The 25,462-nt window shown below is 55.6% G+C and carries 26 protein-coding genes; 8 read left to right on the forward strand and 18 right to left on the reverse strand.

Annotated elements, in window-relative coordinates; translation table 11 throughout:
- Nucleotides 1-23: 23 nt before the first annotated feature.
- The 7 genes from ACHZCX_RS05955 to ACHZCX_RS05985 all read left to right on the forward strand — a co-directional run bounded on the left by ACHZCX_RS05955 (nucleotide 24) and on the right by ACHZCX_RS05985 (nucleotide 6,420).
- Nucleotides 24-1,616: a hypothetical protein gene (locus tag ACHZCX_RS05955; RefSeq protein WP_319586322.1), complete on the forward strand. Its 1,593-nt coding sequence runs from the start codon at nucleotides 24-26 to the stop codon at nucleotides 1,614-1,616.
- Nucleotides 1,617-1,772: 156 nt separating this feature from the next.
- Nucleotides 1,773-3,005, forward strand: a complete 1,233-nt coding sequence (gene trpB, locus ACHZCX_RS05960; protein ID WP_319586323.1) for a tryptophan synthase subunit beta — start codon at nucleotides 1,773-1,775, stop codon at nucleotides 3,003-3,005.
- Between the two features lie 48 nt (nucleotides 3,006-3,053).
- A complete protein-coding gene (gene trpA, locus ACHZCX_RS05965; RefSeq protein ID WP_319586324.1) occupies nucleotides 3,054-3,830 on the forward strand; it encodes a tryptophan synthase subunit alpha in 777 nt (258 codons plus the stop codon).
- A 171-nt stretch (nucleotides 3,831-4,001) separates the two neighbouring features.
- The gene (locus ACHZCX_RS05970; RefSeq protein WP_319586325.1) at nucleotides 4,002-4,166 is read left to right on the forward strand and encodes a hypothetical protein; all 165 of its coding nucleotides are present in this window, start codon (nucleotides 4,002-4,004) and stop codon (nucleotides 4,164-4,166) included.
- Between the two features lie 261 nt (nucleotides 4,167-4,427).
- Nucleotides 4,428-4,835 carry a hotdog fold thioesterase gene (locus ACHZCX_RS05975; RefSeq protein WP_319586326.1) on the forward strand — a complete coding sequence of 136 codons (408 nt, stop codon included), beginning with the start codon at nucleotides 4,428-4,430 and terminating at the stop codon, nucleotides 4,833-4,835.
- 95 nt (nucleotides 4,836-4,930) lie between these two features.
- Entirely contained in the window at nucleotides 4,931-6,109 is a 1,179-nt protein-coding gene (locus ACHZCX_RS05980; RefSeq protein ID WP_319586327.1) for a PLP-dependent aminotransferase family protein, read from the forward strand.
- Between the two features lie 17 nt (nucleotides 6,110-6,126).
- Nucleotides 6,127-6,420 (forward strand): hypothetical protein, encoded by a 294-nt coding sequence (locus ACHZCX_RS05985; protein ID WP_319586328.1) that lies wholly within the window; start codon nucleotides 6,127-6,129, stop codon nucleotides 6,418-6,420.
- A gap of 85 nt (nucleotides 6,421-6,505) precedes the next feature.
- Here ACHZCX_RS05985 and ACHZCX_RS05990 read toward each other — a convergent pair whose 3' ends face one another.
- The 4 genes from ACHZCX_RS05990 to ACHZCX_RS06005 form a co-directional block, all read right to left on the reverse strand.
- Nucleotides 6,506-7,453 (reverse strand): J domain-containing protein, encoded by a 948-nt coding sequence (locus tag ACHZCX_RS05990; protein ID WP_319586329.1) that lies wholly within the window; start codon nucleotides 7,451-7,453, stop codon nucleotides 6,506-6,508.
- Nucleotides 7,454-7,556: 103 nt separating this feature from the next.
- Nucleotides 7,557-8,891 (reverse strand): D-alanyl-D-alanine carboxypeptidase, encoded by a 1,335-nt coding sequence (locus tag ACHZCX_RS05995; protein ID WP_319586330.1) that lies wholly within the window; start codon nucleotides 8,889-8,891, stop codon nucleotides 7,557-7,559.
- Nucleotides 8,857-10,200 carry a TrpB-like pyridoxal phosphate-dependent enzyme gene (locus tag ACHZCX_RS06000; protein WP_319586331.1) on the reverse strand — a complete coding sequence of 448 codons (1,344 nt, stop codon included), beginning with the start codon at nucleotides 10,198-10,200 and terminating at the stop codon, nucleotides 8,857-8,859. Before ACHZCX_RS06000 ends, ACHZCX_RS05995 begins: the two co-directional genes overlap by 35 nt.
- Nucleotides 10,201-10,356: 156 nt before the next feature.
- Nucleotides 10,357-12,900 carry a TIGR03960 family B12-binding radical SAM protein gene (locus ACHZCX_RS06005; protein WP_319586332.1) on the reverse strand — a complete coding sequence of 848 codons (2,544 nt, stop codon included), beginning with the start codon at nucleotides 12,898-12,900 and terminating at the stop codon, nucleotides 10,357-10,359.
- Nucleotides 12,901-13,143: 243 nt separating this feature from the next.
- On the opposite strand from ACHZCX_RS06005, the gene ACHZCX_RS06010 reads away from it, so the two are divergent.
- Nucleotides 13,144-14,538, forward strand: coding sequence for an AMIN domain-containing protein (locus tag ACHZCX_RS06010; protein ID WP_319586333.1), 1,395 nt, complete (start codon nucleotides 13,144-13,146; stop codon nucleotides 14,536-14,538).
- 3 nt (nucleotides 14,539-14,541) lie between these two features.
- On the opposite strand, the gene ACHZCX_RS06015 is transcribed toward ACHZCX_RS06010, so the two are convergent.
- The 14 genes from ACHZCX_RS06015 to ACHZCX_RS06080 form a co-directional block, all read right to left on the reverse strand.
- Nucleotides 14,542-15,351 carry a hypothetical protein gene (locus ACHZCX_RS06015; RefSeq protein WP_319586334.1) on the reverse strand — a complete coding sequence of 270 codons (810 nt, stop codon included), beginning with the start codon at nucleotides 15,349-15,351 and terminating at the stop codon, nucleotides 14,542-14,544.
- Nucleotides 15,351-17,009 carry a tetratricopeptide repeat protein gene (locus tag ACHZCX_RS06020; protein WP_319586335.1) on the reverse strand — a complete coding sequence of 553 codons (1,659 nt, stop codon included), beginning with the start codon at nucleotides 17,007-17,009 and terminating at the stop codon, nucleotides 15,351-15,353. The genes ACHZCX_RS06015 and ACHZCX_RS06020 overlap by 1 nt, the downstream gene beginning before the upstream one ends.
- An 89-nt stretch (nucleotides 17,010-17,098) precedes the next feature.
- On the reverse strand, nucleotides 17,099-17,716 hold the full coding sequence (tmk, locus tag ACHZCX_RS06025; RefSeq protein ID WP_319586336.1) for a dTMP kinase: 618 nt from the start codon (nucleotides 17,714-17,716) through the stop codon (nucleotides 17,099-17,101).
- Complete coding sequence (gene pdxA / locus ACHZCX_RS06030; RefSeq protein WP_319586337.1) at nucleotides 17,713-18,735, reverse strand: 4-hydroxythreonine-4-phosphate dehydrogenase PdxA; 1,023 nt, start codon at nucleotides 18,733-18,735, stop codon at nucleotides 17,713-17,715. Before pdxA ends, tmk begins: the two co-directional genes overlap by 4 nt.
- Nucleotides 18,736-18,744: 9 nt before the next feature.
- A complete protein-coding gene (locus ACHZCX_RS06035; protein ID WP_394708768.1) occupies nucleotides 18,745-19,131 on the reverse strand; it encodes a YraN family protein in 387 nt (128 codons plus the stop codon).
- 53 nt (nucleotides 19,132-19,184) lie between these two features.
- Nucleotides 19,185-19,805 (reverse strand): ribonuclease HII, encoded by a 621-nt coding sequence (locus ACHZCX_RS06040; protein WP_394708769.1) that lies wholly within the window; start codon nucleotides 19,803-19,805, stop codon nucleotides 19,185-19,187.
- Nucleotides 19,806-20,065: 260 nt separating this feature from the next.
- On the reverse strand, nucleotides 20,066-20,413 hold the full coding sequence (rplS, locus tag ACHZCX_RS06045) for a 50S ribosomal protein L19 (protein WP_319588720.1): 348 nt from the start codon (nucleotides 20,411-20,413) through the stop codon (nucleotides 20,066-20,068).
- A gap of 138 nt (nucleotides 20,414-20,551) precedes the next feature.
- Nucleotides 20,552-21,148, reverse strand: coding sequence for an RNA methyltransferase (locus ACHZCX_RS06050; protein WP_319586340.1), 597 nt, complete (start codon nucleotides 21,146-21,148; stop codon nucleotides 20,552-20,554).
- Entirely contained in the window at nucleotides 21,111-21,890 is a 780-nt protein-coding gene (trmD, locus tag ACHZCX_RS06055; RefSeq protein WP_319586341.1) for a tRNA (guanosine(37)-N1)-methyltransferase TrmD, read from the reverse strand. The genes ACHZCX_RS06050 and trmD overlap by 38 nt, the downstream gene beginning before the upstream one ends.
- A 17-nt stretch (nucleotides 21,891-21,907) precedes the next feature.
- Nucleotides 21,908-22,444 carry a ribosome maturation factor RimM gene (gene rimM / locus ACHZCX_RS06060; RefSeq protein WP_319586342.1) on the reverse strand — a complete coding sequence of 179 codons (537 nt, stop codon included), beginning with the start codon at nucleotides 22,442-22,444 and terminating at the stop codon, nucleotides 21,908-21,910.
- Entirely contained in the window at nucleotides 22,444-22,674 is a 231-nt protein-coding gene (locus ACHZCX_RS06065) for a KH domain-containing protein (RefSeq protein ID WP_319586343.1), read from the reverse strand. Before ACHZCX_RS06065 ends, rimM begins: the two co-directional genes overlap by 1 nt.
- On the reverse strand, nucleotides 22,675-22,932 hold the full coding sequence (rpsP, locus tag ACHZCX_RS06070) for a 30S ribosomal protein S16 (RefSeq protein WP_319586344.1): 258 nt from the start codon (nucleotides 22,930-22,932) through the stop codon (nucleotides 22,675-22,677).
- 74 nt (nucleotides 22,933-23,006) lie between these two features.
- Nucleotides 23,007-24,356: a signal recognition particle protein gene (gene ffh / locus ACHZCX_RS06075; protein WP_319586345.1), complete on the reverse strand. Its 1,350-nt coding sequence runs from the start codon at nucleotides 24,354-24,356 to the stop codon at nucleotides 23,007-23,009.
- 149 nt (nucleotides 24,357-24,505) lie between these two features.
- Nucleotides 24,506-25,453, reverse strand: a complete 948-nt coding sequence (locus ACHZCX_RS06080) for an ACP S-malonyltransferase (RefSeq protein ID WP_319586346.1) — start codon at nucleotides 25,451-25,453, stop codon at nucleotides 24,506-24,508.
- Nucleotides 25,454-25,462 lie beyond the last annotated feature (9 nt).

Below are 25,462 nucleotides of genomic sequence, written 5' to 3' on the forward strand. Positions count from 1 at the left end.
CACTCTTGCCAAGGAATCAACCCATGTTACACACATCGATAACCCCGGAAGGCCGGTTTCGCGTCGGCCTGCATACGCCCTCGTATACAGTCGCAAATCTGCGCGAGCACGATCATCCTTGCGCCCTTGGATGTCTTGTCGATGGCACTGCCATAGACAACCGAGACAATTTCCCCATAGAAGATATCACCATTGGGACGGGCCGGCCGATCTATGAGATCTGTAACCCCTTCCCTTTTCGCGGGTGCACCTTTATCGATTCCGGCTGGGCCAACGCCAGAGCAGCCAAACCGGGCTTGATACGAATACATCCGCCCCAGGCTGTTTCCTTGCGGTCTACACTCGGCCCTCACTGCCCGCCAGCTGCCGTACGCGAGATCATCACCCGCTTGCCGCTACCCCTGCGCTATGAATTGGCGGCGACCTCCACTGATCCCGAGGAGTTGGTCTGGCTGGCCCAATCCTGCTGCCGGATGCTGCCAAATGAAGACGGCGCTCCCACCGGACTGCAATACATCGAAACAAACGGTCAATACCGTGCGGACATCGACGATTTCGAGTTGTTTGAAACCATTGCCAACAACCCGCACCTGCCCGATGCCTATAAAGAGGTCATGGTATTGCGCCCCGGAGTGCAGGGCAACAGCGAAATCGTTGGCGATTATCAAAGGGCCGACACCGAGGTGCTCGAGTATCTGCGCGGCAACTCCTATATCCCCTGGGGCCACTATGCCGCCAATTTTGCCCATACCAGTATCCGCTACCGGATTGCCGATTTATCGGCAGAGGATATGACGGGCTTGCGGCATCTCTTTTATCAGCGCATCTTTTTCACAGTCGCTGAACACTTGGGGATACCTCCTGCCATTCGTCGCCGACGGCTCTCTGGGGAAGAACTGGAAACCCTTCGCCAGGGTATCCTCAAAAAAATGGCTGAAGATAACACCGGCCTGGAATTCTTGGCCACTCTCTGGGGCTGGAATTTCGGCTATGATTTTTCCGGATCCGGCTACCGCCTGCATGCTTCTCACCAGATGATCCACCAGCAATACGCCATGGTGCCGCAATGGGTGAATGATGTCCAGGACGGCCGGATCCCGGCCTATTGCTGCGGCGACCTGGTGGCGGATGTGCTAGAGCGTTACCACCACGAGTACCATTCCGACTTCTTTACCGATTACCTGCGGGCCATTGCCAACAACACTCGGACCGACAGTGGCGCGGGCGAGCGGTCGCTGGTCATTTGGCGGGATGCCAACGTGCTGCTCTTTGTCCCCAAAGCCCAGGTCTCCCAGTGGGAAATCCAACTGATGGTCACCGCCGATAGCGACACCGGGCCAGTGGGCAACGTGCTCGAGGCAGATGCGACGGTACGGAAGTCGCTCGACACCGGCATCCTCAAGGCACAGCAGGTATTAGCAAGGTTAGGGGCCACAATGGTCACCTCAATCGAATACTCCAAACGCATTGGCGTGGCCAACGGTCAGCGGCTCTTGTATGCCTTTCTCCCCAAATTGCCCTGGTCAATGGGAGCCTTCAGCGAGGCACAGGGACGGTTTATCCTGGGGCATTATCCCGAGGATTTTGCCGAAGCCTGCCGCCGGCAACTGGTTTGAGGCGGCTTTCCCGAGGGCCTTTCAAGAAAAGAACTGAAGAATGGCCGCCGACGTGCTACTATATGCCGGTTGTTTTCCCAAAGGTAAGCGAGGCCGTCGTCGCCTTGCGCCGGGATAATTCGAGGTACGAACGATCACTCAACGGACAGAACAAAGATGAACAAAGGATATTACGGACAATGGGGCGGGGCTTTCATCCCGGAAGTTCTTTATGCAACTTTTGCCGACTTAAACCGTGCCTATGAGGCTGCCCGCGCAGATGCCTCATTCTGGCAGGAGTATGTCGATCTCATGGGCAATTATTCCTGCCGGCCCACGCCACTGACCTATGCGGAAAACCTGACTCGTCATCTGGGTGGCGCTAAGATCTACATCAAACGCGAGGATCTCAACCACACCGGCGCCCACAAGGCCAATAACGTTATGGGCCAGGGACTGCTCGTTAAACGAATGGGCAAAAAACGGGTGATCGCTGAGACCGGCGCCGGCCAGCATGGCGTAGCTACCGCCACCATGGCTGCCCGTTTTGGCTTTGCCTGCACCATCTACATGGGCGAGGAGGATGTCGCCCGCCAACGTCCTAATGTCTTCTGGATGGAGAAGCTCGGGGCCACGGTCGTGCCAGTCACTGACGGCTCACGCACCCTTAAGGATGCCATGAACGAGGCCTTCCGCGATTGGGTCACCTCCATGGACGACACCCATTACGTCATTGGTACAGTCTGCGGTCCGCATCCCTTTCCGGAGATGGTGGCCTGGTTCCAGTCGATCATCGGCATTGAGGCCAAAAAACAGATCCTCACGCAGCACGGCCGCATGCCGGACCGCGTCTACGCCTGCGTCGGCGGCGGCTCCAACGCCATGGGCATCTTCCAGGGTTTTCTCGATGAGCCGCAGGTAGAACTGATCGGTGTCGAGGCCGGCGGCGAGGGCATTGCCACCGGCAAACACGCCTCCCGCATGGTCGAGGGCAGCGGGGCAACCGCCGGCGTGGCTCAAGGGTACAAAACCAAATTTCTCCAAAGTCCGGAAGGGCAGATGCGCGACACCCATTCCATTGCGGCGGGTCTCGATTACGTCGGCGTTTCGCCGATCCTCGCCGACCTGGGAGAAAAAGGCAGGGTCCGCTTTGCATCCGCCACCGACCACGAGGTCATAGAGGCCTTAAGCCTGGCCATGCGCACCGAGGGCCTCATCCCGGCTATGGAATCCGCGCACGCCTTTGTTCAGGCGTTCAAGGAGGCACCGGCCATGAGCAAGGATCAGGCAATCATCATCAACATGTCCGGCCGGGGCGACAAAGATATCTTCACCATTGCCCATGCCTTTGACGATCCCTCCTGGAAGGAGTTCATCGTCAAGCGGGCGGATCAGTACAGAGAAAAATGATCGGTCCGCCGTTGGGCGAACCGTTTTTTATCGAGGGGCAATACGTTCATGGATCTGGCAAAAGAACTGAAAAACCGGCTAAAAACCAAACCTATCCTGCTGATGACCCATCTGGTTTTGGGTTATCCTTCGCTGGCGGTCAACCGAGAGGTCATCCGGCAGATGACAACCAACGGGGTGGACTGCATCGAATTGCAGATTCCCTTTTCCGAGCCCATCGCCGACGGCCCGGTCATCCTCAAGGCCAATCAGCAGAGCCTAGAGAGCGGCATCAGCGTCGAGGAATGCTTTAGCTTCGGTCAAGAGATGGCGGCGGCATTCCCCCAGGTTCGTTTTTTATTTATGACCTATTACAATATCGTCTTCAAATACGGCGAAGAGGCATTTCTTCACCGGACCAAGGCTATTGGTTTTTGCGGCACGATTGTCCCAGATCTGCCGCCCGAGGAAGGGCAGAGCTACCTGGCCACCAGCAAGGAACTGGGACTGGCGCCGGTGCAGTTTTTCACCCCCACCTCCACCGATGAGCGGATGCGGGCGGTGGCAGCCCAGGGTGCCGGCTTTGTTTACTGCGTCGCCCGCCGAGGCGTCACCGGCAAACAGACAGCCTTTGACCACACGCTCGATCAGTACCTGAGTCGTTGCCGCCAGGCCACTGATCTGCCGCTGGCGGTCGGGTTCGGTATCAGCAGCCGCGAGGATGTAGCTCTCCTCACCGGCAAGGCCGACATGGCGGTGATCGGCACTGCCACCATTAAATTGGTCGACGCCCAGGGACCCGAGGCTGTGGGCCCTTTCATCGCCGGCTTGCTTGCCGGGGACTGAGGCTGGACATTATCGCTGTTAGCCATAAATAAATGATAAAATGTGGCTGTCGATACTGCAAAAAAGACCTCCTCGCTCCAATTTTATGGTTATTGATTTATTGCCTTCACTCATCATACAGGCGTTCAACTCACTACTGTGAAATGTACATTTACTCCTAGGAGAATGGAGATGGAAGACAAAGCGATTCAAGTGACCTGTCCCAAATGCGGCATAAAAATCAACAACACCGCAGGCTGGTTTAAGAAGCCGGGCAACTGCTGCCCCGGTTGCCAACTGCGTTTTAGTACCGAGCGGTTCAAAAAAGCAATCGACGCCGCAGAAAACCAGCCCTGAATATCAGGGTAACAAGCTAATTTTGTTGATAATTTAAAAAAATAGGCTTGCCATTGCACTTGACCGCTTGTCTTTGGCCTGCAAGCATCCTCGTTTAAGTTCGGCAGCAGGTGAGCTCAACCGTCGTGTGAACTCCTCAAGGTTGGTGTTTCACCAGCGAGCCAACCTCAGGAGGGTAATGGCACCTTATCGCTTCTCTTGTTTTTTTCATTGCCGCGTCTCCTTGGATCATTGACCACCAAACCTGGATATCCTCACACCATGACCAGCCCCGACATCGCTGCCCATATCCGCAAGGATTCTTTTGCCAACTGGCTTGGCGCCACCATTGAAACCATTGAACCGGGATACAGCCGGGTCTCGCTGGTGGTGACCGCATCGATGCTCAACTTTCACGGCATGACCCATGGCGGGTTAGTGTTCAGCCTCGGCGATATCGCCTTTGCCGCCGCAAGCAATTCCCACGGACAGACAGCGCTGGCCCTCAACGTGGCAGTGAGTTTTCTTCGGCCCACAGGTGTTGGCGATCATCTGGTTGCGGAAGCGAAAGAGATCCACCTGGGAGGGGCCACGGCGCTCTACGATATTGTGGTCACCGAACAGAACAGCCGGCAGTTGGTCGCCAAGAGCCAGGCCACCGTTTATCGCAAACGCGAATCTTTTGTTTGAAAGGTCAAGCCGGGCAACCTTAGGGTAACCGGTTTTTTCTCATCCAACCGTTCAACCTTGTACTGCCCGGTTTATCCGAGCCGTGAGGCAATCCCATGGAAAACGCCTTCTCCGACCGCATCACCGATGTTCCCAAGTCCTTTATCCGCGAAATTCTCAAGGTCACCATCGATCCCTCGATCATCTCCTTTGCCGGCGGCTTGCCCAACCGGCTCTTCTTTCCGGTCAAAGCCCTACAGCAGGCTGCCCATGACGTTTTCGAAGAGGCGGGCGACGAGATTCTCCAGTACGCGAACTCCGAAGGCTATCTAGGTTTGCGCCAGTTCATTGCCGACAGATACCGGCAGCAGGAGGGCCTGGATATCCCGGTGGACGACATCCTGATTACCACCGGCTCGCAGCAGGGGCTGGATTTACTGGGCAAGACCTTTCTCAACGAGGGAAACGACCTGATCATCGAGGAGCCCGGCTACCTTGGCGCCATCCAGGCCTTTGCCATGTACCGGCCCCGCTTCCACCCGGTCACGGTCAGCGAGGGCGGCATGGACATCACCGCACTCGGTCAGGTCCTTGGTGAACGGCAACCGAAATTACTCTACACTGTGACCAACTTTCAGAATCCCAGCGGCATCAGCTACAGCGACGAGAACCGGCGGGCGGTGGCCGATTTGGTGCGCGGCAGCTCCTGCCTGATCATCCAGGACGATCCCTACGGGGATCTCCGCTTTTCGGGAACCCGCAAGGTTTCGTTCAAGCGTATCCTGCCGGCGAACACGGTTCTGCTCGGCTCTTTCTCCAAAACCGTGGCCCCGGCCCTGCGCCTTGGCTGGCTGGTGGCACCGCATCCGATCATGGACAAGCTCATCATCGCCAAACAGGCCGCAGATCTGCACACCGACTCTCTGGCCCAGCGCATCCTCTACCGCTACCTCTGCGATAATGATCTCGACCTGCACATCGCTACCATCATCCATCAATACGGCAAGCAAAAGGAAGCGATGATCGGCGCGATCCAGCAATTTTTCCCGCCTGAGGTGCGGTACACTAATCCGGCGGGAGGGATGTTTCTCTGGGTGACCTTGCCTGAGGGGATGTCGTCGATGGCGCTTTTTGAAGCAGCCATCAAGAAAAAGGTGGCCTTTGTTCCTGGGACACCCTTTTATGTAGACCGCAAAGACAGTAACACCCTGCGCCTCAACTTTTCCTGCTCGGATGAGCCGACTATCGTCGAAGGAATCAAACGCTTGGGTGATTCAATCAAAAAACTCTATTAACCACAGGAGATACACAGATGCGCACTATCCAAAAAATAGCCTACACCTTCACAGGCATGGCCCTTTGTTCCATGATGTTTTGGGGATGTTCGGGAGATCAGGGGAAAAAGGAGGAGAAAAAAACAGTGACCGCGCAGGAGCAGATGGGCAAGGATGCCGCGCAAGCCGTGCAAAAACCGCTGGAGGAAGCCCGCAAGGCAGCCCAAGCGGAAACAGGAGCCGCCCAGGCCTTGAAAGATACGGCCCGTGACGCGCAGCCAGCTGCCCAGAACACCGGCGGCAAAGAAAAAAAGAAACTGGAAGGATGCTGATTTTCGCATAAACCGCACACGAGAAGCACGACGTTTCTCGTGTGCGTTCAGGAATCTCCAGGCTTACCGCCTTAACGATCTTCTTTCACAGCTCGACCGCAGTCAGCGCTTTGACCACCTCCTCCTGCTCCGGCGTCAGAGCCTTGGGAATTCGGACCGCAACCTTGACCAACAAATCGCCACGGTGACCGATGGGACCTGCGGGCAGACCGTGCCCCTTGATACGGAGTTTGGCCTCCTGCTGCACCCCGGCAGGCACCTTGACGTTGAATTTCTTGCCGTCCAGGGTGACCACTTCCAGAGTTGTACCGAGACAGGCCTCGCTGAAGGGAATACGATGCTCAACCACCAGATCATCTTCCACCCGTGTAAACACCGGGTGCTCAGCCACCTGCACCTTCAAGTACAAATCCCCGGCTGGGCCGCCCGATGAGGACACCCCGCCTTTTCCCGACAACCGCAACCGCTTGCCATCCTCGATGCCTTTGGGAATTTTAACCGAGACGTTCTGCGTCTGTCCATTCTGCCGCAGGCTGATGGTTTTTTCAGACCCGTGCAGCACATCCTCCAAGGAAACCGTCATCTCGTAGGTGAGATCGTTGCCCTTGACTGGTTGCGGTCCACAGCCGCCGCAGCCACCGCCACCGCGCATCCCGGCCTGACCAAAAATATTGTCAAAGGGTGAACCGCCGCCGGTGGACCGAAAACCGCTGGTGTGGAAGCCACCGTTGCCGCGTGCACTCCCGCCGAAGCCGAATCCGCGAAGGATATCGTTGAGATCGAAATTGCGGAAGATGTCCTCCTGGGAATAGCGCTGGCGGAAGCCGGCCGAACCGAAGGTATCGTATTGCTGCCTTTTTTCCGCATCCGAGAGCACGGCGTAGGCCTCGCTGATCTCCTTGAATTTTTCCTCGGCCTCTTTATTGTCCGGATTCTTGTCCGGATGATATTTGAGGGCCAATTTGCGATAGGCTTTCTTGATCTCATCGGCGGTGGCAGTCTTGGCGACGCCGAGAATTTGGTAGTACTCCATAATGGGCTGATTCACAAAAAGAAGGGTTGCTGGAAGGAAATCCCTGGTGCAGAGGACTATAAGATCTAAGTAGGCATTGTCTATTGACTCTGCGTTCGGACGGTCATTTTTCCGGCCTTATGCCGGATTTGACACTGACAGTTTGCTGACCGGGCGGGGGAGTTCGGGAAACGACTTGCCGCTTGAGTCGATCAAGCACAGCTGCCCGCTGATTGACCTGCTGATTGAGAAGGATAACAAAAGCCTGACCGTCGGGGAGATAACCGGCCAGGTTATAGACGCCGGTGAGTGTACCGGTTTTGACGGCCACATCGCGTTCCTTTTTCAAGAGTTCGGCTTGCGGCCGAAAGTGGGTCAGCAATTGAAGCATGGCCCGAACAGTGACACGGTTATCCCGTGACAGTCCAGCCCCCTCCACTTGAACGATGGCATCGGCGGCGGTGCTGCCGAGTTGCCGCATCAGTTCCTGGTGCACTGCTTGTTCGGCTTTTTTCCAGGTGGCCGGATAGCCAAACTGCTGGGCGCCGCAGGTCAAAAAGACCAGATTAGCCATAAAATTCGAGGAATAGTGGAGGGTGGAGCGGCTGATATCGGTCAATGTCTGGGAGCTGTGATGCGCGTACAAGAGCGATGCTCCCTGTGTGGGCACCGAGCGGATCCCGCCAAGAGCCGCCACCGGCACCCCGCCTTGTTGCAACAGGGCTCGAAAAAGTTCACCGGCGTATTGGGCCATGCGACTCTCGGCATTGCACCCTTGGGCACAGATGTTGACCCGATAGCGGCCAACCGGTCGTTGTCGCCCAAGTTCCTGCATAATCGGCAGGGTCGGGGTCAGGGGCTCGTCGGAGACAATGCGGCCGGCGGCGTCTTTTTTAATCGGCACGGAATTAAAATTGACGGACAACGGACCGACCGGAGCATCATAGGGGTTGTCGCTGTCTTCTTGACCGGGCACCTGCATGGTCAGGGCAAAGGTCGAAGTGTCGACATAGAGCGTCTGCACCCGCCGCAATCCCTTGTGCCGTAACTGCTCGACAATACCGCTGACCTCCTCGGAAAACAGGGTGGGATCACCAAACCCCTTGACGTACAGGTTATCGTGGCCGTCGAGATAAAATTCCGTGAGAAAGCGGTAATCCTGGCCGAGGATTGCCAGTGCCGCCGAGACGGTGGCAATCTTGAGTACGCTGGCCGGCACCAAGGCGCGGTCGGAATTGCAGGAATCGACGACCCGGCCGCTGGTATCGGCAACCCCATAGGCGCCCTGTGCGGCCAGATCGGCAATGGTGCGGCAGGTTGCACCAACCCGCCGCTCAACGGAGAACAGTACTGTCAAGAGCACAAGAGACCAGAGGAGGATGTGGCGCATCCTCCTCATCATCCCTGCCGTTGCCGCTTGGGTCTCAACCAACCTTGGGCAGGCGGGCAAGCGCGGCATCTATCTGTTCCTGCGGATAGGCGTAATCACTGAGTTTGCCGCTCAGATAGTTGTCATAGGAGGGCATGTCGATCAGACCGGTGCCGGAGAAATTAAAAAGAATGGTCTTCGGTTCATTGGGATCTTTCATGGCCTCGATGATCGCCCCGCGGATAGCGTGGGTAGTTTCCGGGGCGGGAATTATGCCTTCGGTTCGCGCAAAGAGGATACCTGCCTCGAAACACTCCATCTGGTGCACAGCTTTAGGGGTAACGATACCGTCACGGACCAGAGCCGAGATAATCGGCGCCATACCGTGGTACCGCAGTCCGCCAGCATGAATACCGGGTGGGACAAAATCATGCCCAAGGGTGTACATATAGAGCAGCGGGGTCATCATGGCCACGTCGCCGCAATCGTAGGCCAGCTTGCCGCCGGTCATCGAGGGGCAGGAGGCGGGTTCATAACCGATAAATTCTATTTTTTTGCCGTCAAGATAGTCGGGGACAAAGGGGGCTATCAGTCCAGCAAAGTTGGAACCGCCGCCGCAGCAACCGATGACCACATCGGGATATTCCCCGGCAATCTCCATCTGCTTTTTGGCCTCCAGCCCGATGATGGACTGGTGCAACACCACGTGGTTAAGCACCGAACCCAGCGCGTAGTTGGTATCATCGCGGCTGGATGCATCCTCCAGGGCCTCGGAAATGGCCATGCCGAGGGCTCCGGGGGTGTTGGGGTCACGGGCGAGGATCTCGCGGCCGGTCTTGGTGTCCATGCTCGGGCTGGCGACGACCTCGCCGCCGTAAGCTTGCATGATGAATTTGCGGTAGGGTTTTTGGTCGTAGGAGACTCGGACCATATAGACCTTGCATTCCAGGCCGAACTTGGAGGTGGCGAGGGCCAAGGCCGAACCCCACTGCCCCGCGCCGGTTTCGGTGGTCAGCCGTTTCACCCCTTCCCGCTTGTTGTAATAGGCCTGGGGTACGGCGGAGTTGGGCTTATGACTGCCCACCGGGCTCACACCTTCATTCTTGAAAAAGATCTTTGCCTTGGTGCCGAGGGCCTCTTCCAGCTTGTTGGCCCGCACCAGAGGAGAAGGCCGCCAAATCTTGTAGACTTCCATCACTTCCTGCGGGATCTCGATAAACCTTTCCTGGCTCATCTCCTGCTCAAGCAAGGCCATGGGAAAAACAGCGGCCAGCTTTTCCGGTCCCATGGGCTGAAGGGTCTCCGGATCGAGCGGTGGCTGCAGACCACCTGGGATATCGGGAACTACATTGTACCAGCTTGTCGGCATCTGATCTTCACGCAGAACGATCTTCTTCATGATTTCTCCTTTCTTGGCAAATGGTTAAAGGAGCGACCGCGTTTCTCTGGGCAAACGCCGGCACTCCTTGCAATCGTTAGAACCTGAGCTTTCCGGAATCGAACCGCCACCGGACAGGCATCAATCGGCATTATCTACAGTAATCGTGTAAAATTATCAAGATGGGGACACCATTTCCTTAACGCCGGTCTTCATTATCCGGACCAGCAAGGCCTCGCGCTCTCCAAAACCAAGGACCTTCTGCAGAATTTCCCGGGGATTGGCCCCCGGCTGCCCCTGATGACCGAGCAGCTCCAGCCGCAACAGCTTGCCATCAAACTCCATACCGGTTACCAAGGGCCGCAGATCCAAATCCTTGTGTCGATTCTTGCGAAATCGATCGATGACAAAGGATTCCCGCGTAAGAAAATCGGTTATTTTCTGCTGCACATCCTCCGGGTAGGATGGGGATTGAATCTCATAGCAGATGGCACTACTCATGGCTACAGAACGCGACGCGAGTGTGATACCGGTCACCCGGATGGTCGGGGGCATCTGACTATTAAGCAGGACAACGGCTTCTTCCACTGAAGCCAAGGGCCGAGCCAGGTCTATGGTCAAGGATTCCACCAGACTCTCGACCCCAACCGGCAGGGCCTGACTGAAGGAAACCCGAGGGGTCGGATTGAAGCCGCTGGAGAACAGCAGCGGCAGACCGGTGCGCTGCAGAACGCGGAACACCAGTTGCAGTAGTTCCAGATGGCCATAAAAGCGGCTGTCGCCCAAACGTGAATACTGGACCCGGTAGGTATATCCCGGCTGAGGCTGCTTCTTTTCCGGTTTCAGCGACGCCACCGGCCGCACCTCCTGCGGTGCAGCGGGTCGCTCATGGACCACCGGCCGAATGGTCTTAAAATCACAGAGACCGCAGCCCTGGCACCCGTGATTGCGGCAGTCCGGGGTATATTCCTGCTGCAGGGCCTTGGCATATTCAGCTTCCAGGAAGGAACGATCAACGCCGCTGTGCAGGTGCTCCCAAGGCAGGACTTCATTCACCTCCCGCCGGCGCAGATAGTCTTCCAGGTTGAGGTCGCATTCGGCAGCCGCCCGTCGCCATTGCTCGAGGTTAAAATGTTCGGACCAACTGTCCAGCCGGGCGCCGTTGCTCCACGCTGTTTCCAGCAAGCGCGACAACCTGCGGTCGCCTCGGGAAAACACGCCTTCCAGCAACGATTGTTCCGGATCGTGCCATTTGATCTTAAATCCCTGGCGGGGCAGCATCTGCTTCAACCGGTTGATCCGCCGTGTGGATTCTTCCAGGCTGATTTGCGGCTCCCATTGAAAAGGGGTATGCGGCTTGGGAATGAACGTCGCCACGCCGAGGTTAACCTGCACCGGCCGCCCCTTGCCCTGCCCTCCCCGATTACGGGCCTTCTTCGCCAAATCGACAATCGCCTCGACATCTGCTTCTGTTTCAGTCGGCAAGCCCACCATAAAATAGAGCTTAATCAGCTTCCACCCCAAGGAAAAAGCGTCGCGGCAGGTGTCGAGCAGGTCTTCCTCGGTGATGCCTTTGTTGATGACCTGACGCAACCGGTCGGTCCCGGCCTCTGGGGCAATGGTAAAACCGGTTTTCCTGACACGCTTGATCTGCTCCATGATTTCCGGTGTCAAAGTTCCGACCCTCATGGACGGCATGGAAACCGAGACAAAGTCATCGGCAAAACGATCCATGAGAGCGGCCATCAACTCACCCAGACAGGAAAAATCACCGGTGGAGAGCGAGAGCAGGGCCAGTTCCTCAAAGCCAGAGTGGGCGATCCCCTGATTGGCTAGCTCCATGATCTCGTCCAGGGTCCGCTCCCGGACGGGGCGGTAGGTTATCCCGGCCTGACAAAAGCGGCAGCCCCGGGTGCAGCCCCGCGCAATTTCAACTCCGAGCCGATCATGCACCGGTGCGACCACCGGCACCAGGGGGTGATACAGGTAGGGGGCGGCAGGCAGCTCCGGCAGCACCCTCTTGCTGACCGATTGGTACTCAGGTGACAGGGCATCGATGGCGGTGAGCCGACCGTGCTCGTAACGTGGCTGGAAACGCGAAGGGACATAAATTCCCGAAATTTGGGCCAACCGTTCAAGAACTGTCTCCCTCCCCCACTGCTCATCCTTGGCCTGCAAAACCAGATCAGCAATTTCAACGATAATCTCCTCGCCGTCACCAAGGACAATAGCGTCGAAAAATTCAGCCACCGGTTCAGGATTGAGCGAGCAGGACCCACCGCCTAGCACAAGAGGATGGTTCTCCGTACGCGCTTCGGCCCGCAGAGGCAAACCCGCCAGATCAAGGACAGTGAGAATGTTGGTGTAGCAGAGTTCATACGGCAAGGTGATGCCGAGGATATCATAGGCGGCCAGACTGACCTTGGCCTCCAGGGAAAAAAGCGGCAATCCCTGGGAGCGCAACTCCTGTTCCATATCGACATCCGGAACGTAAGCGCGATGAGCCGCCATCCGGTCCTGGCTATTGAGGATATGATAGAGGATCTGCAAGCCCTGGTGGGACATGCCGATTTCGTAAAGGTCAGGAAAAATCAGACAAATGTTCAGATCATCCGTGTCGAATCGGCTGCTAACCGCATGCAGTTCACCGCCGACATATTGACCCGGCTTGCGCACCAGAGGGAGAATCCGGCCAATATCGAGGGGAGTTGGTATAACCATAGCAAAAAGAATGACCTACGTTTAAAATAAGAGAAAAAGGGAATATCAGTTGTAACAATCTTAAATTCTTTATCTAATAACCGTACTATAAAAAATGGCTCGCCCGGATTGGGAGCCGGCGGATGGAAAGTGGTTTCTGGCCCGAGAGGCACAAAATACCGGCTCGATTTTTGCTAATTTCAAAAAAGTCCACAAAAAACTCAACCACACTCTCGTTCTCTCACCAAAATACCGGAAAGAAAAATGAAGAAAAAAATCATTGCCCTCGTCTCGCGCTCCTTGCTCACCCTGCTGTTGACCTGCGGTCTGGCAGCAGCCGACGACGCACCGCAGTTGCAGAAAGTCAAGCATACCATTCTCTCGCCTACGACCGAACAGGTGGTTCTGCAACTCAACGGCTCCTATAGTCCAAAAGTATTCACATTGAAAGATGAAACACCCCGGGTCATTTTTGATTTTGCCAACATGACCTATGGCCTGGAGGTCAAAAGTATCACCACAACCAACGGTTCGATCGTCAAACGGGTGCGGGTGGGCATGCATACCGACGACTCGCCGAAAACACGCGTCGTCTTTGATGTCGCCACCTTGCAAGGAGTAACCTATACCCAGAAATTCGACGAAAAGACCTCGTCCCTGGTCATCCAATTCACCGGACCGGAAAAGGTGGCCACCCAACGCAAGCCGCAAGCGCAGCTCACCGAGAAGGCCACCGAGAAAACGACCGAAACCCAACCGACTGCGGTTGTTGAGCCCCCGCAAGCACCAAGCGAAGTGGCACAGATCGACAAGAGTGTGCCGTCGCAGCCATCGGCTCAGCAAAGCGAGCCTCCCAACATTCTCACAGAACCAACCAAACAAGAACCGCTCCCGGGAACTGACCAACAGCCTGCACCAGCCGTTGAAGCAGCCGCGTCGGCAAAGCCCGATAGCCAAAAGACCGTGAAGAAAGAGGCTCCTGCTCCACAAAAGGAAGCGGAGAAGATCACTGCTGAAAAGAAAGCGGCGGAAAAACCCCTGCCCCCTCCGCCGGTTGAGGTAAAACCGCCAGAGAAAGCGGAGACCCCGCAAACTGCGGGCGATGCCAAACCTGCAGAAGCAGTCAAGGAAACCGCGACAGTCCCTGCAACAGATAAGAAGGGCGAGCAGAAAAAAGCCGAGACGGCGGCCAAGGAACCGGCGCGTCCCGAGGCGGCAGTGGAGCCCCAGGCAACAGCCAAGACGGAAACAACGCCGGCTGACAGCAAGAATAAAACCGAGACGGCAAAGACTGCCATCCCCGCGAAAACAGCAGAGGGACCACAGCTTGAATACGTCAAATTCGACGCCACCTCATCCAAAGGCGAGATGGTGGTGTTCAAGCTCAACGGTTTTCATCCTCCCACCGTGCATGGCGTCGAGGAAGGTATCCCCCGGGTTATTTGTGATTTCAACAACACCAAACTGATCGACTCGACCAAAAACCTGATCAAGACGGACGGTAAATTCGTCAAGATCATCCGCACCTCGAAAACCAAGAAACCAGAAAAGATCCGGGTGGTGATCGATCTTGAGCCGAACCGCAGCTATGACTTGCAGCAGGTTTTTTTCAAAGAGGACAATCTCTTCGTCATCATTGTCAATACGGTAAAAAAATAACCCTTAAGGAACCTGTTCGACCGTGAAGTGGGGAGGCGGCACCAGACGAAAGGCTGCCGCCCCTTGGGGGGTGTGAGAATAAATCTTTTCAACTTGGACGGTGAGTGTTCCGGTGATTGCCTCGCCGGTAATTCGCAAATGCCCCGGCCAGACATATCCGCTGGCAGGGTCTCTCCGGTAATCAGAATAGCGCAGCTCCAGGACCGTATCCCCCCGGGCATCAAAGAGTAAGCGCTGTTGCAGCTCTCCGCTGCGCCTGTCCAGAAAAGCATAATGACGCATCGATTGTTTGTCCTGCCAGTGGTACCAGAATCCCTTCCTTTCCACATCCTGCTCCAGCGTCACCTGTTGCGCCTCACCTTCCGGAATACATCCGCCCAAGAAACAAAAGAGACCTTCAGGCCCGACCGACTCTGGCACGTAGGAGTGCCAAAATTTTGAATCAGTCCCGCCCCGGTAGACGTGACCGATCCTGTTGTCAACCATGGTGAAGGACGTTGCGTCGGCAACGGCTAAAATGAGGGAGCGGCCCAATGGGTCGTTAGCGGCAAAGCGTAGCAGAGCGGGCCGCTGCAGCTGCACAGTTGCACTCACACTCCCTTTACTGCCCAGCACGTCCCAACCGAGACGGATGTCGGCATCGAGAGCTGGCGGTCGTTTGCTTGCAAGGAAGCCAGACCACAGGACTCCAGCCTCCTGCTCCTCGACCGGGCCGAGTGGCAAGGTTTTCGGCTGCTTGCCCGCACAGCCAGAGAGAACCAGCAGACAGCAGAGCGCCGGGAGCCAGAGACGGGCGATGATTCTCGTCCGCATCAATGGGTACCCTGCTTGTCCAGTATCTGAATTTTTTCCAAGATCCTTTTCTTTTCCTGCTCGTCCTCGTTAGAGAACTTGACCGCTTTTTTATACGTCTGCAGGGCTTCCCGCACCCGGCCACTTTCCAGGTAAACATCACCAAGATGCTCAAGGATGGCGGCATCGTTGGGAGAAAGTCTCGCGGCCGTTTCCAGCTCTTTAATGGCCTGTTCGATCTTACCGAGGCGGTAATAGATCCAGCCCAGACTGTCGCGGATATAGCCGTTATCAGGTTTGAGCTCGATCGCCCGTTGAATGTAGTCCAAGGCCTGATCGAGGTTGATTTTTTTCTCAGCCCAACTGAAACCGACAAAATTCAACGCCGCGGCATTGTCGGGTTTGAGTTCAATAATCTTCTCCATAATAGCCAGAGCCGCGCCGTGCTCGCCGCCGTTTTCGAGGATCAGGCCGTATTCATAGAGCAGATCTTCATCATCGGGAAAAAATTCAAGCCCCTGGAGCAGCACCTTCTTGCTCAGGTCCTCTCTTCCCTCCAATTGGTGCAGGGCGGCAAGCATGATGTACATCTCGGCATTGCTGCTCTCACCTGCACCGATATGCTTTTCCAGCAACAGCTTTGCCTCCTCCAACTTATTCTGCTCACGAAGAATGCGGACTTGCAGGAAGAGCGCGTCCGGATATTCGGGAGCCTTGCGATCGATCTGCCGCACCTGCTTCAACGCCCGGTTGTACTTTTCCTGTTGGACAAGGATCACTGCAAGAAAATACCTGGCCTCGGGCAGGTTTTCCTTTTCCAAGATTTTTTCGATAATGGCAATGGCCTTGTCGTAATGTTTCTGCTTGGCGTACAGTCGGGCAATGGTCAAATCAACCCGCCGGGGCTGATCGGCAAAAGACTTGAGGTTGTTCAGCTCTGCCAGGGCCTGGGCGTCTTTCTTCTGCAGCAGATACACGTGAATCAAGGCAACGCGGGCGCTCTCATTCTGCTCATCACGCTCGATGAGTGCTCCATAAAGGGCAGCCGCCTCGTCATAGCGCCCGACTTTTATATATAACTCACCCAATTCCATTTGCAGCTCACTCGACCAGTTGCGCTCCAAGGCCTTCTGGTAATGTCCCACAGCCTCATCGACCCGCTCCTGCACCTGGCAGAGTCGGGCCATGAGAATATGTCCAGGGTAGGAAGTTGGGTCCTGGGAGAGTATCCGATCCAGGAGCGGTCCGGCTTTGTGCGGCTGATCGGCAGCCAGATACATCTCGGCGAGCAGCAACAAAATAGCCGGATCGTCCGGATGCTGGTCACTCATCAATTGGTATTGGTTCATCGCCTCTGTATTCTTTTTCTGACGGAGGAGTACCTTGGCATACAACATTCGCATCCCGGTCTTGTCAGGGTGAACAGCCAGATAGTTGTGCAGCCAAATGGAGGCCTCGTCGGTCCGTTCCAACCGCAACAACAGAATCGGCACCTTCTCGCTGATTATTTCCGCTTTTTCATCACAGACCAAGGCCTTCTGATAAAACTCAAGCGCTTCTTCAAAACGGAGCAGCAACTCAGCGTGCCGGCCCCAGAGAAAATAAAAATAGGAACAGCCGTAATCGGCCTCGCTCTCTGAAGAGGGGGATACGGGCTTCTTCCGGAGCTGGTCAGTCACGGATGTATCGATTTTCGGTTGGCACCCGCAGAGCACGAGGGCACAACACCCCAAAGCAACGAGCAGCCGTTGACGGCAAAAGAAAGTCATCAAGAACATCGCACACCTTTGGTCACGAGCAGTTGCAAAATCGCCTCACGGATGGAGGAGTGCACCTCCGCCACCGGTCGAGCGGCATGAATGCGCACTATACAACCGTGAGGAAAGGATGCAAAGAGGGCAGCCACTTTTTCCAGTTGCTCCTGCTGCTCAAAATCATTGAGCTTCTCACCACGCAGGTCCCGGATCCGGGCCACGCTCTCCACCGGGGTTTGCGTAAGCAGCAGCACCAAATCCGGCTCAGGAGCAAAATCGTGCCGGGCGAAGATAGTTGCAGGGTCACAGCCGGCAGCCCCCTGGTAGGCTGCGGTGGAAAAATAGTAGCGGTCAGTGAGGACTATCGCCCCTTGGGCGAGGGCCGGGAGGATGCATTCCGCAACATGCTGCCGACGGTCCAGCAAAAACAGATCTAATTCCTGTTCCGGCGAGACCTGATTCCGGTTCTGGTAGAGAGCGCGGATCTGCTGACCATAGGGACCACTGGTCGGCTCCCTGGTTTCGACCACGACGCATCCCTGACGACGTAAATAAGCAGCCAGCAACGGCAGCTGCGTCGATTTCCCGGTACCGTCGATGCCTTCAAAGGCAATCAACAATCCTGTGTTCATAAAGCGCTCCAATGATCTCGATTGGCGACTATGGTTTGCGCCATGGACAGTGCGGCAGCCAAGCTTGAAGGGTCGGCCAGGTTTTTTCCGGCGATATCATAGGCCGTGCCATGATCGACGGAGGTGCGGACCAGAGGCAGCCCAAGGGTGACATTGACGCCGTCCTGAAAATGAAGGAGCTTAAAGGGAATGAGTCCCTGGTCGTGATACATGGCGATGACCGCGTCGTATTGCCCGGCGGCTGCCTTGTGAAAAATTGTATCCGGGGGCCAGGGGCCACTGATCTCCCCCTGACCGGAGGATGCCGCTATGGCGGGGGCGATGATCCGGGCCTCTTCATCGCCAAAGAGGCCCTCTTCACCACCATGGGGGTTGAAACCGGCCACTGCTATCCGGGGCGCGGCAATGGCAAAATCACGCTGCAGAGCGGCCCTAGTCATGGCAATACAATCCACAACCTCCTCTTTCGTCAGGAGATCGCTAACCTGGCGCACGGCTACATGAATGGTGACCAGCACTACCTTTAGGCGAGGACCGGCCATCATCATCCGCACCCTGGCGGTTTGGGTAAGGGCTGCCAGCATTTCGGTATGGCCCGGATACGGATAGCCAGCCAGCTGCAGGCTCTTTTTGCTGATCGGACAGGTAGTCAAGGCGCTGCAGTAACCGGATCGGATAAGCCTGACCGCCTCCTCTATGTACCGGCCCATGGCCCGACCGGTTGCCATATCAGGCTGGCCCCAGCGCACCGGCTCGGTCCAGGGAGCCCCCACCTGAAGAACCGGCAGCGTCCCTCTAGCAATAGGTTGACCAGGTTGCCAGGAGACAATATCCGTGGAACAACCGAGGCGTTCGGCTGCCTGACGCAGGACATTGCCGTCACCAACCACGACATACTGGCTTACTCGGGCTCTGGAGTCCCGGCAAAAAAGCCGACAGATGATCTCCGGGCCGATGCCCGCAGGACATCCCATAGTCACAGTCACTGGGGCCAAATTCTTCTTTGCTGGGCTCGTCATGACTCTTCCTTACAGTACAAAATCAAAAGCATTTTTCATGTGATCGATCACCGCCGGCCGATTGCCCCGATCAAGCAGGACCGCGATCACATCAAACCTGGCTGACGCTTCGCCTAATTGGTGAGTTTGGAGATATTCCTGGGCAATTTTTGAGAGTTGCCGCTGTTTGCGCGCATCAACCGCTTCAAAAGGCGTACCAAAAATCGTGGAATGACGGGTCTTGACCTCGACAAACACCAGCGTAGCCCCATCCCGGGCAATAATATCAACCTCACCGTATTTTTTTCGATAGTTTTTTTCAACAATTGCATAGCGTTTGCCGATCAGAAACTGAAGAGCAAGAGATTCACCGAGGCGGGCAGTGGTGGCTGTTTCATTTTTTTTCTTCAACAACACGGCGTTGCCTCCCTGCCCATTCAGTTCTTAAAAAGACGGTACCAGCGAGTCATTTACCACAATCCATGCTGGGTTGGTGCAGGGACTGGCATCTTAGCAGCGAAAAATTCAGCAACACCCCGAAAGGTCCGACGATGGAAAGGACATGGCCCGTGGCAACTGATCGCCTGCCGATGTTCCTTGGTGGGATAGCCCTGATGGCGATTGAAACCATACTGAGGGTAGTGGCGATGAGCCTCTGCCATGAGTCTGTCCCGGGTCACCTTGGCGATAATCGAGGCAGCGGCAATAGAGGCACTTTTGGATTCCCCTTTGACCAGGGGCAATTGATTGACCGCTACCGGGATCGTAAAAGTTCCGTCCACCAAGACGTACGAAGGCGGGCAGCCGTTGTTGGCGGCGGTGCAGTCGGCCAAGGCTCTTTTCATCGCCAGGAGGGATGCCTGAAGAATATTGAGTTCTTCAATTTCCCGAGGTCCGGCCTGGCCGACGCCGATCTGTGCACCATTGTGTTGGAGGACCTCAAAGAGCTGATCACGTTGCCGGCTAGTCAATTTTTTGGAATCCCGAAAGACCTGATAGGCGCAATTTTGGGGCAAAATGACGCAAGCAGCCACCACCGGACCGGCAAGCGGCCCCCGGCCAGCCTCATCAACACCGGCGACGAGAGTCAATCCTTGACGGTATAATTCGCGTTCGAAAAAAAAAGTATCAGACGGAGAGGATGATACACGGGTGAAAAGAGAAGAAACGCATGGAATCATAGCTCTAGCCCATGCTTCCAAAAGGACAACGGACAGAGAGGAAAAAAGGACCGCTGTGGAGTACCCGGAGTCACCTGGCGATAACCGTGATGATTATCGCCAGGCGCTGCCTGGTAAAATCATTAGTCCGTCCCCACGACATAAAACGTAAACAGGGACGAGAAACTCTCTTAAATAATGCCGCGCTCACGGATACGTGCTGCTTTACCACGACGCTCGCGCAGATAGAACAGACGCGACCGGCGGACACGACCAAGAGTAACCACCTCGATTTTCTCTATCCTCGGCGAATGCAGGGCGAAGGTTTTTTCCACACCGACTCCGTGGGAAATTTTACGCACCGTAAAAGTGGCATTCATTTTACCACGTTTCCGCTTAATGACCACGCCGTGAAACACCTGCACCCGCTCCTTGTTCCCCTCCATGATCCGGATGTGCACCTTAACGGTGTCGCCGGGACGGAACTCGGGTAGATCAAAGCGCATTTGTTCCATATCGATCTTGTCCAATAGATTCATTGCCATATTCGCTCATTTACGGCTGGTCACCGGTAACGGTTTACCCGCCGAAGGATGCCTCCAAATCATCCAGAAAAAACTACTTACTCCGTTTATATCGTTTCAACCACACCGGCTTGGGGGTGATTGTCTATCTCCTCAACTTTCCACACTGTCGTGCACACCAAGAAGTCTGTCGAGGATGATCGATGCCGCCGACCGTACTGACAGATGATTGAACCCGGTAGATCCGCAAAGTGGCGGCAACACGCCATCCACTGTTGCCAGCATATCGGAACTCAAGCCCCAAGCTGTGCCGAAGAGTAACAGCACGGGTTCCCCATACCAAATTCTTTCGCGAATCTTGGCATATTCTAAAGTATTGTCCTGCATGTTGGCACAGGTGGCGAGTACCAACGGTTTCTCTCCGAATTTTTTCGTTGCCCCGGACAAGGCATCTGCATAACTTGCGCAGACAGAAATGATCGACAGGGCACTGCTTCGGTCGGGGTTGACGACGGCACCGTAACCGTGTGTCCAGTGGCCGACGATCTGCCCGGCCAGTTCCTGCTGTTCTTTGAAGGGCGTAATGACCCAATACGTGCCGACCCCGTAGGTTTTCCCAGCTCTGGCAATATCATGCAGATCAAGGTTGGTCACGGCGGAGCCAATGGTTTCACCGTTGCGATTGTTGACCGGATAATGAACCAGGGCGACATCAACCTGAACTCCGGGATTCTCTGTTTTCCTTAACAATGGTTTCAATCCGGCTGTACAGCCCTTCCCGCTTTAAAATTTTCTTTTCGGCCGGCGTGAATTGTGTTGCTGCTAAAAGCTCCGGTCGACGCTCCAAGGTCAGCCGCACTGACTCGACCAACCGGAAGCGGTCAATGGCCGCATGATCACCGGAGAGCAAAACATCCGGAACCGCAGCCCCTTCAAAAATCCGTGGACGGGTGTATTGCCCGTGTTTCAGTAAACCGCAGCTAAAACTGTCATTAAGCGCCGAAGCTTCGCACCCGAGTACACCAGGAAGAAGACGGCAGACCGCATCCACGACAACAAGCGCGGCCAGTTCGCCACCGGTCAAAACATAATCGCCGATGGACAGTTCCTCATCGACATATTTGTGGCGGAAACGCTCATCGACCCCTTCATAGCGGCCACAAATAAAAGCCAGATGATCGTATCGGGCCAACCGCTGTGCCTGTTGCTGGCTGAAGCGTTCTCCTTTGGGCGACAACAGGATCACCCGAGAAGAGCATTCTTCGCGACTCACAGCTTTCAGGCAGGCTGCCAGAGGTTCAGGCTTCATCACCATGCCTTCTCCGCCGCCAAAGGGTCGATCATCGGTCATGTGATGCCTATCCAGGGCATAGTCCCGGATATTATAGATACCGACCTGAATTTTCCCTTCGTTCAAGGCCCGTCGGACGATTCCCTCCTGCAGGGGGGAAACAAAAAAATCAGGGAAAATCGTCAGGACAGAAAAAATCATCAACCGGTTATCTGCTCTTATCTGTTGATCTCGAGTAAACCCGGGGGGAGATCAAACACGATTTCAGTCTCGTCGACAGCGGCAATGAATTCCCGTACGGCCGGAATCAAATATTCGAGTTCGCCATCTCGGATAACGAACACATCCTGCACACTGTTGAGCAGACCACTGACCGTACCGAGCACCTGGCCAGCAGTGGTTTTTGCCCGCTTGCCTTCCAGGGTGTGCAGATAAAATTCATCAGCCCCGACAGGCGGTAAATCGCAGCTTGCCAGCAAAACCTGCATGCCTACGAACTGTTCCGCCCCGTTTCTGTCTGTGCACTCATCCAGCTTGAGAATAACGGTTTTGCCGTTAACTCGCGCATGAACATTGGTGCATTCAACTTTATTCTGCCCGTCTTCGGAGGCCAAAAACAACCGCCGGTACCGGCAAAGATTGCTCGGGTTGTCCGTAACCGGTCGAACCTTCAGTTCACCGCGAATGCCATGCGGCTTGCTCACAGTGCCGAGCAGGACAAAAGTATTTTCCGGTCCAGGAACGCTCGAAGTCACTATTCGATGATTTCAAGCCGGGTGCGCTTACCGTCACCGGCCAGTGAAGCGGCCAGCACCGCCCGCATCGCTCTGGCAGTCCGCCCCTGTTTACCGATCACTTTGCCCAAGTCTTCCTGGGCGACCCGCAATTCAATGGTGACATTCTCGTCTTCTTCATGCAGGTTCACCTCAATCCGGTCAGGATGGTCAACCAGCTTGCCGGCAACAAACTCAATCAGTTCTTTCATTTATGCCGCAACAACCACTCCGGGAACATATTTCCGGATCAGGCTCTCAACGGTTTCCGTTGGTTTGGCGCCCTTTTTCATCCAGCTGTCAAGTTTCTCGTTGTCGATTTTGACAACCGCCGGATTCTGCATCGGGTCATAGGTGCCGACGATATCAAGAAATTTGCCGTCACGAGGTGCCTGGCTGTCGGCGACGATAATACGGTAAAACGGTTGTTTTTTTCTACCTTTTCTGGTCAAACGAATACGAACTGCCATTGTTCTCTATCCTCCGGTGGATATCGCCCTAGCAGCACAGACTGCCGGACGTTGTTGAGTAAATACAATCGAATTTATCGAGTAAGCCCCTTGGGGCGCTTGCGGTGTTTGCCGCTGGTCATAATGCCTTTGCCTTTCATATTCTTCATCATTTTCAGCATCATGGCATAACTTTTCAGAACCCGGTTCACTTCGGCGACCGAAGTCCCCGACCCTTTGGCAATACGCACCCGCCGGCTGGCATCGATAATTCTATGGTTGCGGCGCTCTTTCAGGGTCATGGAGCGGATGATGGCCTCTGTCTTAACCAATTCCTTCTGGTCGGGCTTGGGCGCATCCTTAATCTGCTTGAGCTTGTTGATCCCGGGGATCATCCCCATGATCTGCTCCAAGCTGCCCATCTTCTTGATCTGTTGGATCTGATCGAGAAAATCCTCCAAGGTGAAGGCGTTCCTCTGAATTTTTCTGGCCAGTTGCTCGGCGTTCTTCTGATCGACGACCGCCTCGGCCTTTTCAATGAGCGACAGGACATCGCCCATACCGAGAATACGGGAAGCAGCACGATCGGGATGAAAGACTTCCAGAGCTTCGACCGATTCGCCGACACCGACGAACTTGATCGGTTTGCCGGTCACCTTTTTCACCGACAGGGCCGCCCCGCCACGGGCATCGCCTTCCATCTTGGTGAGGATGACACCTGTAATCTCGAGATCGGTGTTGAACTTGTCGGCAACGGTGACAGCGTCCTGCCCGGTCATCGCGTCAGCGACAAACAACACCTCGGAAAGGGGAACCGCCCGACTGATCTCCTGCAACTCTGCCATCAGCGCTTGGTCGACATGAAGCCGACCCGCTGTATCGATGATGACGGTGTCGTACTGTTTGGCGTTGGCCTCAGCCAGTGCCAGACGGGCAATGTCCACCGGTTTCTGTTCGGTGGTTGAGGCAAAAACCGGAACTCCAACCTGTTGGCCAAGCACCTGCAGCTGCTCGATGGCCGCTGGCCGGTAGACGTCCGCAGGAACCAGCAGAGGCGACCGTCCTTTTTCCTTAAGCTGCCTGGCCAGTTTGGCAGCGGTGGTGGTCTTTCCCGAACCCTGGAGACCGGCCAGCAGAATAACCACCGGCTGTCGGCCGTCAAGCTTTAGGGGCTGCGCCTGGCTACCGAGCAGTTCGACCAACTCGTCGTGGACTATCTTGACCACCTGCTGGCCTGGGGACAGACTGGTCAGCACTTCCCGGCCGATGGCCTTTTCGGTGACCGCGGCGATGAATTCCTTAACGACACCAAAGTTAACATCCGCCTCGAGCAACGCTGTGCGGACCTCGCCCATGGCCTCCTGAATATTCTCTTCAGTCAGCCTGCCGTGGCCGCGTAACTTCTTAAACGCGCTTTCTAAACGGTCGGTTAAATTCTCAAACATGTTTCTCTTGAGTGTTCAATACGCAATGACTTCAGACAAAAAGTTGAAACACGCCCCGCCTCGGTTCTGCCTACGAGAAAAAGGCGATTAATACCCGACATGCCAGCTCTTGTCAAGCGAGAAGAAAACCATGGTGGTCCAGGTGCTTATCACCCAGCCAATAGCTCAGCCACCTTGGCCAGGCTTTCCGGTGTGTCGGCCTGCATGCAGGTAATTGGCGAATTTTTCGGTAAAATTTTCTTCATCATTCCCGTCAGAACATTTTTCGGGCCTAACTCGACGATCACCTCGACACCTTCGGCTATCATCCGCTCAATGATCGGCAGCCAGCGCACCCTGGAGGCTATTTGCCGGGCCATGATGGCCTTGATTTCGGCAGGATCTGTTTCGTCCCCACCGGTGACATTGAACAGCACCGGAATCTCAGGTCGGTGGAAGGTGACACCCTGCATATAAGCGGCAAAGTCCTCGACCGCACCGGCAACCAGCGGGCTGTGATTGGCCACGCTCACCTTGAGCGGAATCACCTTGGCCCCATGAGACGCGCACTGTTCGCCAACAGCGTCCAACCCAACCATGTCACCGGAGAGCACGATCTGGGAGGCGGTGTTATGGTTGGCCACCACCGCCACACCGGGACCGGAAAAGCCGGCCAAGATGCCCTCGACCTCTTCGATGCCCAGTCCAACCACCGCCCGCATGCCGCCGGGATGCAGCGCGCCCTCCCGCTCCATCAGTTCGCCACGCTTGGTGACCAAAGCCAGGGTGTCCTCCAGGGTCAACACCCCGGCACCATGGAGGGCGGAATACTCGCCCAGGCTATGCCCGGCAAAAAAGGCCGGCCGAAAGCCCGGCAGCAAGGTGAGCAACTGCTGCCAGCAGATAAGATTAATCACCGTCAGGGCTGGTTGCAGATAGAGTACCCGGGTCATGTCTTCCAGCGGTCCATCAAAACAGAGGGTGCGAATCGGGAAACCGGAGATTTTTTCGGCCAGATCCATCAGGGCCGAGGCCTCCGGATCCTGATGAACGAACGTCTGCCCCATACCAATAAACTGGGACCCTTGTCCCGGAAAGAGAATAGCTGTTTTCTTCATGTGTTGATG

The organism is uncultured Desulfobulbus sp. (assembly GCF_963662935.2).
In the GTDB taxonomy this organism is placed as follows: Bacteria; Desulfobacterota; Desulfobulbia; order Desulfobulbales; family Desulfobulbaceae; genus Desulfobulbus.